We start from the raw sequence: 6,836 nt of genomic DNA on the forward strand, positions 1-6,836 counted from the left end.
TCACCTAAGGAAAAAGTATAGAGGATGGCGGGGAAAAAGTAAAGATGCGTCCTGTTCTGCGATGTTTAAAAACGATCTTTTTTTCTCATAATAGTAGAAACATAAAAAAAGGGGGAACCCGTTGTGGATGCAATGACAAATAAACGGCTGAGACTGACGCTGAAAACCGTTCGCGCCTTTATCTTTTTAGGGGCTTTCGCGGCCTTTGCGGCAGCGGCCGTGTTTATGACTGTCATTTTGATAGCCAAATACCAGGGCGCTCCCTCGGTGCAGGTGCCGCAATCCACGATTTTGTATGCGAGTGACGGATCAAAGCTCGGGGAAACGAACTACGGCGAAAAGCGCTATTGGGTCCCCTTAAAGGACATGAATCCGACGATCGTAAAAGCGACAGTGGCGATTGAAGACCAGAATTTCTACGATCATCACGGCTTTGATTATAAACGCATGGCAGGCGCGGCGCTTGCTGATCTGAAAGCATTTGCCAAGGTTCAGGGCGCAAGCACCATCACCCAGCAATATGCGAGAAACTTATACCTTGAACACGACAAAACGTGGAAACGGAAATGGAATGAGGCGTTCTACACGATCCGTCTGGAACAAAACTATTCTAAGGACGAGATATTAGAAGGCTATTTAAATACGATTTACTACGGACACGGCGCCTACGGCATTGAAGCAGCTTCCCGCCTGTATTTCGGCAAGCATGCCAAAAACCTGACGGATGCGGAGGCGGCGCTTTTGGCAGGAATCCCGAAAGGCCCTTCCGGCTATTCACCGTATGTCAATGAGACGAAGGCCAAGGAACGCCAGAAAACGATTGTGCGGATGATGGAAAAGCAGCAGATGATCAGCCAAAAGAAAGCGGATGAATTGATCAAGGAACCTCTTTCCTATCAGCCTTTGAATAAACAAGTTTCCAAGAGAAAGGCTCCTTATTTCTATGACAATGCGATGAGAGAGCTGGAGAAAAAGCTCGGCATGACACGGGAGCAAATTGAAACGAGCGGGTTAAACGTCTATACAACGGTAGATAAACGGATGCAGCGCATCGCCGAGGAGACCATTACCGAAACGGTTAACGCGGGCTCTGACATTCAAGTCGGGTTTTCAGCCATTGATCCCCGCACCGGAAACGTTCTCGCCCTTGTCGGCGGCAGGGATTATCAAAAAAGCCCGTTTGACCGGACGACACAGGCGAAGCGCCAGCCTGCTTCGACGATCAAGCCGTTGCTGTACTATAAAGCGATTCAGAGTGGATTTACGCCAGTCACTTTGATGAAAAGCGAAGAAACCGAGTTTCAAATTGATGCAAAGGGAGAAACCTATTCTCCAAGCAACTATAACGGATACTATGCCAACAAGCCGATTACGCTTCTGCAGGCGCTGGCGCTTTCAGACAATATTTACGCTGTGAAAACGCATCTTTTTCTCGGCACGAACAAACTTGTAAAGACGGCAAAGGAATTCGGCATTACCACCCATCTTCAAGCACTGCCGTCTCTGGCACTCGGCACCGAACCCGTGCGTCCGATTGAGATGGTCAACGCCTATGCCATGCTCGCAAATGGCGGAAAGAAAATCGAACCGACTTTTATTTCAAGGGTAACGGACGCAGCCGGCCACGTGCTGTACGAAAACCCGAATCAGCATAAACAGGTGCTTGATGAAAAAGCCGCTTTTGTCACAGCGAGTATGATGACAGGCATGTTTGATACCGATTTAAATGGATACACGTCGGTTACGGGGCGAACGATAGCCAACCGCCTGACAAGAACGTATGCCGGAAAATCAGGAACCACCAGCGCAGACAGCTGGATGATCGGCTTCAATCCGAAGCTGGCCGCAGGTGTTTGGACCGGCTATGACAAAAACAGCACCATCGACTCGGTCGAAGAAAAAAGCTATGCTAAAACCATTTGGGCGGACTTCATGGAGGACGCGCTCAAAGGCGAACCAGAAACCGCGTTCAAGCCGCCAAAAGGCGTAACCGGTGTGTACATTGATCCGGAAACAGGCTACTCATCAGGTCCCGGCTGCGCCGCTAAGCATTACACATATTTTGTGAAAGGCACAGAACCAGCAAACGTGTGCTACGGGGCAGAACCCGCAAAACAAACAAAAGACCGGCTTCCATCCAAAGAAAAGCCCGCTTCCGAGAAAAAGTGGTGGGACAAATGGCTGGGGCGACATCATTGAAAATAACCCGGCTCCTCGGAGACCGGGTTATTCGTATGGTTCCTTCATAATCGATGGAAGAATGTTAGACAATCGAGCTGAACAATCAGTTTTGGGATAAAGTGGTGAATTTCTCATTTCTTCGACGCCGGCTTTCATCTCCCAGTCGCCGACTCATATCCCCCTAAAAATGAAAAACCCCGAGTCTTGTTTCGGCTCGGGATTTTCCATGTCCTATTTCTGTATCACCAGTTTACTCAATGTTTACGAAAAATATCTCAAATACTTTAAAATTTCACAGAAAATTCACAAATTAATTATCTTCCGGAAGCAGGCTTGTTTTTAATTCATCTGAGGAACGGTCCCATAGGCCCTGATCATGCTTTTTCAGAAATTCGCCTAGTACACGCTTCGAGCTGTCGTCCATTTTATCAACGATGATTTTCCGTTTCATGGATTTATCCATCAAATTCACATGCTCAGGCAGCGACTTGTAGCCTCTTCTGATGCTTCTGTCGACCGTCATTTCACAAGCTGTCACACCAGCGTAATAAGGCCCCTCTTCTTTTCTGTCAATCGTTACCCACACAAGCCAGTATAGTTTTCCGTTCGGCACTTCTTCTTTATTCGGGAGAAATTTAATTCCTTTTTCAACGGTGCTGCGGGCATGCATGGCGCCGATGTCTACGAACGCTTCTTTTTCCTCTACATCAACGAATACGGGAGAAATGTTATCAAGGCTGAGTGCCCCTACGCCAAAACCGCCGTGTCCGTCTGTCGGATCACTTTTGATAATATTAAACCCGATTGATTTTTTCTTTTTTTCTTCCATGAAGTTCTACCTCCTACAAAAGCGGTTGAAATATCGCTGAAAACAGCTTTAAAATCGAATCTCTTCCTGCATTGAGCATCGGCCACAGCACGTAAGATCCGAGCGGTGTCACAAACAGCACCAAAAATACGATAAAGCCGTAGCTCTCCGCCTGCGTCATTTTGGCACGCACGCCCGGCGGAACGAGATCTTCTATAATTCGATAGCCATCGAGCGGAGGAAGCGGCAGCAGATTAAATAAAAACAAGACAAGATTCAGCTGTATCCAAATAGAAAAAAACTGATCCAGCCCCGTGCTGAACGCCGCAAGCATTTCCATTCCGTACGCATGCATCAACACTAACAAAAAGAAACCAATAAACGCAAGAATCAGGTTACTGACGGGCCCGGCTATAGATACGAGCACACCGGCAAGCCGGGGTTTCTTAAAGAAGCGGCGATTCACGGGAATGGGGCGCGCCCACCCGAATCCGGCCACCAGAATCAAAATGGTTCCGAACGGATCAAGGTGTTTAATGGGATTCAGCGTCAGTCTTCCTTGTTTTTTCGCCGTATCGTCACCGAATTTGTATGCGACATAAGCGTGGGCAAGCTCGTGCATCGTAAACGAAACAATTAGCGTGATGACGAGGTATGGCATTAAAGATAACGGATAATATAAAAAACGGTCCAAGTGAGATATCCCTCTTTCTCAAAATGCAAGAATTTACTTTATTCAGTATACTATAAGAAGCCTCTTTTTCTAAAGAGAGGAAACGAGATAAAGGAGGATTCAGCACCCATGCCATACGTAACTGTCAAAATGCTCGAAGGCCGTACAGACGAGCAAAAACGCAATCTTGTCGAGAAAGTAACAGAAGCCGTAAAGGAAACAACCGGTGCTTCTGAAGAAAAAATTGTTGTCTTTATAGAAGAAATGAGAAAAGACCATTATGCCGTGGCAGGCAAACGCCTGAGCGATATGGAATAATCTCTATAAAGCCGGCGCTTCGCGCACCGGCTTTTTTATCCCTATTGAGCCAGCTTCGCAATAATCGCCAAGAACGTCTTTTTCTCTTCGGCTGTTAAACGTTCAAACATCCCGTCAATCAGCTGCTGGCGGTTTTCGATCATTTGTTCAGCCGCTCCCCGGCCCGATTCAGAAAGCGTAATCCATACAGTGCGGCGGTCATTGTTATTTCTGGATCTCTCAATAAACCCTTCCTGCTCTAAATGATTCAGAGCTGTGGTCGTGGCAGAGGGAGACAGTGTGACCTCCTTCAAAATATCCTTTATGGTGCAGCTCCCATGTCTGTATATGATCCGCAGAATAAATCCTCTTACATTATTCACGTGTTTCGGAACGGTGGCTTCATCTAATTGCTTCGTGCTTTTCAAATATTTTGTAAGTGCGTGATCCAGCAAATTTGCTTCCAGTTTGTCATGGTCCATGTAAATTTCCCCATTTCGAGATGCATTCATAACATACGAACGATATGATTTACTTATTATTTTACTGATTCCGAATAGGGAAAGTCAAAAAAGCAAAATGTGAATTCACAGCTTTTATCCTACATGCCTCGATTTTCCACCTGTTTGACAAGTTTATCTTTAAAAGTTTGGAAAGGAACGTGTTCACTCTGCTGATGTCCGAATTGGCGGACGTTTACCGCATTCTCCTGCTCCTCATGATCTCCAAGCACCAGCACGTACGGGATTTTCTGCACCTGCGATTCTCTGATTTTATAGCCGAGCTTCTCATTGCGCTCATCAATGCCGGCTCTTATCCCCGCCTGCTTCAGCTCCGCCTGCACCTTTCTGCAATAGTCTAAGTGAACGTGCGAAACCGGTATGATTTGAACCTGGACCGGTGCGAGCCAGACTGGAAAAGCCCCGCCGTAATGCTCGATCAAAATACCGAAGAAACGGTCGATCGAGCCGAAAACCGCTCTGTGGATGACAACGGGACGAACCTTTTCATTGTGTTCGTTGATATATGTTAAATCAAATTTTTCCGGCATTTGAAAATCAAGCTGAATTGTCGCACATTGGTGGCTCCGTTTTAGAGCATCTTTTATGTGGAAATCAATTTTCGGCCCGTAAAACGCCCCATCGCCTTCATTGATCTCATAAGAGAGGCCAAGCTCCTCAAGGACGCGTGCTAAGGCACGTTCCGACGCTTCCCAAAGGCTGTCATTACCTAATGAATCCTCCGGGCGAGTCGAAAGCTCAACTGAATACTCGAAACCAAATGTCCGATATACCTCATCAATCAGCCGAATCGCTTCTTTGATCTCACTCTCAATCTGATCCTCCCGAACGAAAATATGGGCGTCATCCTGACAGAACGTCCGAACGCGAAGCATTCCGTTTAAAGCGCCGCTGTATTCATGGCGATGCACCTGTCCGAATTCCGCCATGCGAATCGGCAGATCCCGATAAGAATACAGGCTGTTTTTAAAGATGAGCATGTGGCCGGGGCAATTCATCGGCTTCATTGCGAATCTTGTATCATCCACTTCTGAAAAGTACATATTGTCGCGATAATGGTCCCAATGGCCTGACTGCTCCCATAACCGCTGATTCATCATAAACGGCGTACGCACCTCATCGTAGCCGGCATTTGTTTGCAGCTCACGCGAGAAGCGCTCCAGCTCATTGCGGACAATCTGCCCTTTCGGCAAATAAAACGGCATCCCCGGCGCTTCTTCAGAAAACATAAACAGCCCTAACTGTTTGCCGAGCTTGCGATGGTCTCGTTTTGCCGCTTCTTCCAGCATATGCAGGTGCGCATCCAAATCCTTTTTCTTTTGAAACGCAACCCCGTACACCCGCTGCAGGACTTCATTTTTACTGTCTCCGCGCCAATAAGCGCCTGATACTCTTGTCAGTTTGAACGCCTTGATCATCCCTGTAGAAGGAAGATGCGGCCCGCGGCACAGGTCAACGAATTCCCCTTGCTGGTACAGTGTGATATCCTCCCCGCGCGGAATATCCTTTAAAATCTCAAGCTTGAGCCGCTCGTCTTTTTGTGCAAACAGCTCTTCAGCTTCTTCGTAAGAAACCTCTATACGTTTGATTTCAAGGTTCTCATTTATTATGTTTTTCATTTCTTTTTCGATGGCCTTAAAGTCTCCTGATGCCAAGCTTTTCCCCAGCTTCATGTCATAGTAGAAGCCGTCTAGAATCACAGGCCCTACCCCCAATGACACTTCGCCGTACAGCCGTTTTACTGCTTGGGCCAGCACGTGCGCTGTTGTGTGGCGAAGCACCTGCAAGCCTTCTTGTGAATCGAGTGTGACAATCGAAAGCTCAGCATCCTCCTCCAGCTTGAAACTGAGATCAACAAGCTTGCCGTTGACCTGACCTGCGGCCGCCTTCTTTTGCAGACTGGAACTGATAGAACCAGCCGCTTCTTTGATTGTGATGCCTTTCGGATATTCCTGGATCTGTCCGTCCGGAAGCTGAATGTGTACATGTTTACTCATTTTAGAACACTCCTTATTCATTGTTGTATATAAAAAAACACACCCGTCCCGCAGATAGGGACGAGTGTGTGATTAACCCGTGGTTCCACCCAAGTTCCCGACAAATACGATATTGTCGGCTCGGTGCTGTAACGCAGCATAGACGGCATTGGTTACTTCAGTTCCCCAATGCTGCTCCAAGGCGGTAAATGATATTCCTAAGCTGGGAAGCTCTCACCTTTCCTTCCCTCTCTGAAAACCGTAACTATCATTCATGTCCTTTTCATCGCATGTATTCAATTCATAAAAAAACACACCCGTCCCGCAGATAGGGACGAGTGTGTGATTAACCCGTGGTTCCACCCAAGTTCCCGACAAAT

At 47.2% G+C, this 6,836-nt stretch carries 6 protein-coding genes and 1 other annotated feature; of the genes, 2 read left to right on the forward strand and 4 right to left on the reverse strand.

Going from position 1 to position 6,836, the window contains the following annotated elements; translation table 11 throughout:
• Nucleotides 1–123 precede the first annotated feature (123 nt).
• On the forward strand, nt 124–2,199 hold the full coding sequence (locus AC07VD_RS03440) for a transglycosylase domain-containing protein (protein WP_217017222.1): 2,076 nt from the start codon (nt 124–126) through the stop codon (nt 2,197–2,199).
• A gap of 292 nt (nt 2,200–2,491) precedes the next feature.
• On the opposite strand, the gene AC07VD_RS03445 is transcribed toward AC07VD_RS03440, so the two are convergent.
• A complete protein-coding gene (locus tag AC07VD_RS03445) occupies nt 2,492–3,010 on the reverse strand; it encodes a YwhD family protein (RefSeq protein ID WP_217017225.1) in 519 nt (172 codons plus the stop codon).
• A gap of 13 nt (nt 3,011–3,023) precedes the next feature.
• The gene (locus tag AC07VD_RS03450; protein ID WP_003243167.1) at nt 3,024–3,683 is read right to left on the reverse strand and encodes a site-2 protease family protein; all 660 of its coding nucleotides are present in this window, start codon (nt 3,681–3,683) and stop codon (nt 3,024–3,026) included.
• Between the two features lie 108 nt (nt 3,684–3,791).
• Between AC07VD_RS03450 and thmT the strand changes: the two genes are divergently transcribed.
• A complete protein-coding gene (thmT, locus tag AC07VD_RS03455; protein WP_003222038.1) occupies nt 3,792–3,980 on the forward strand; it encodes a 2-hydroxymuconate tautomerase in 189 nt (62 codons plus the stop codon).
• Nucleotides 3,981–4,021: 41 nt separating this feature from the next.
• Here the strand turns inward: thmT and AC07VD_RS03460 are convergent, their stop codons facing one another.
• Nucleotides 4,022–4,441 carry a MarR family transcriptional regulator gene (locus tag AC07VD_RS03460; RefSeq protein ID WP_003242889.1) on the reverse strand — a complete coding sequence of 140 codons (420 nt, stop codon included), beginning with the start codon at nt 4,439–4,441 and terminating at the stop codon, nt 4,022–4,024.
• A 119-nt stretch (nt 4,442–4,560) separates the two neighbouring features.
• The gene (gene thrS, locus AC07VD_RS03465) at nt 4,561–6,477 is read right to left on the reverse strand and encodes a threonine--tRNA ligase (protein WP_494721547.1); all 1,917 of its coding nucleotides are present in this window, start codon (nt 6,475–6,477) and stop codon (nt 4,561–4,563) included.
• 53 nt (nt 6,478–6,530) lie between these two features.
• Nucleotides 6,531–6,752, reverse strand: a binding site (T-box leader).
• Nucleotides 6,753–6,836 lie beyond the last annotated feature (84 nt).

It is taken from the genome of Bacillus sp. GW821-FHT01G09 (genome assembly GCF_059422205.1).

Excerpts from the sequence above, each read along its gene's own strand:
- thrS (WP_494721547.1), bottom strand. The coding sequence starts at position 6,477 with ATGAGTAAACATGTACACATTCAGCTTCCGGACGGACAGATCCAGGAA.
- AC07VD_RS03460 (WP_003242889.1), bottom strand. The coding sequence starts at position 4,441 with ATGGACCATGACAAACTGGAAGCAAATTTGCTGGATCACGCACTTACA.
- thmT (WP_003222038.1), top strand. The coding sequence starts at position 3,792 with ATGCCATACGTAACTGTCAAAATGCTCGAAGGCCGTACAGACGAGCAA.
- AC07VD_RS03445 (WP_217017225.1), bottom strand. The coding sequence starts at position 3,010 with ATGGAAGAAAAAAAGAAAAAATCAATCGGGTTTAATATTATCAAAAGT.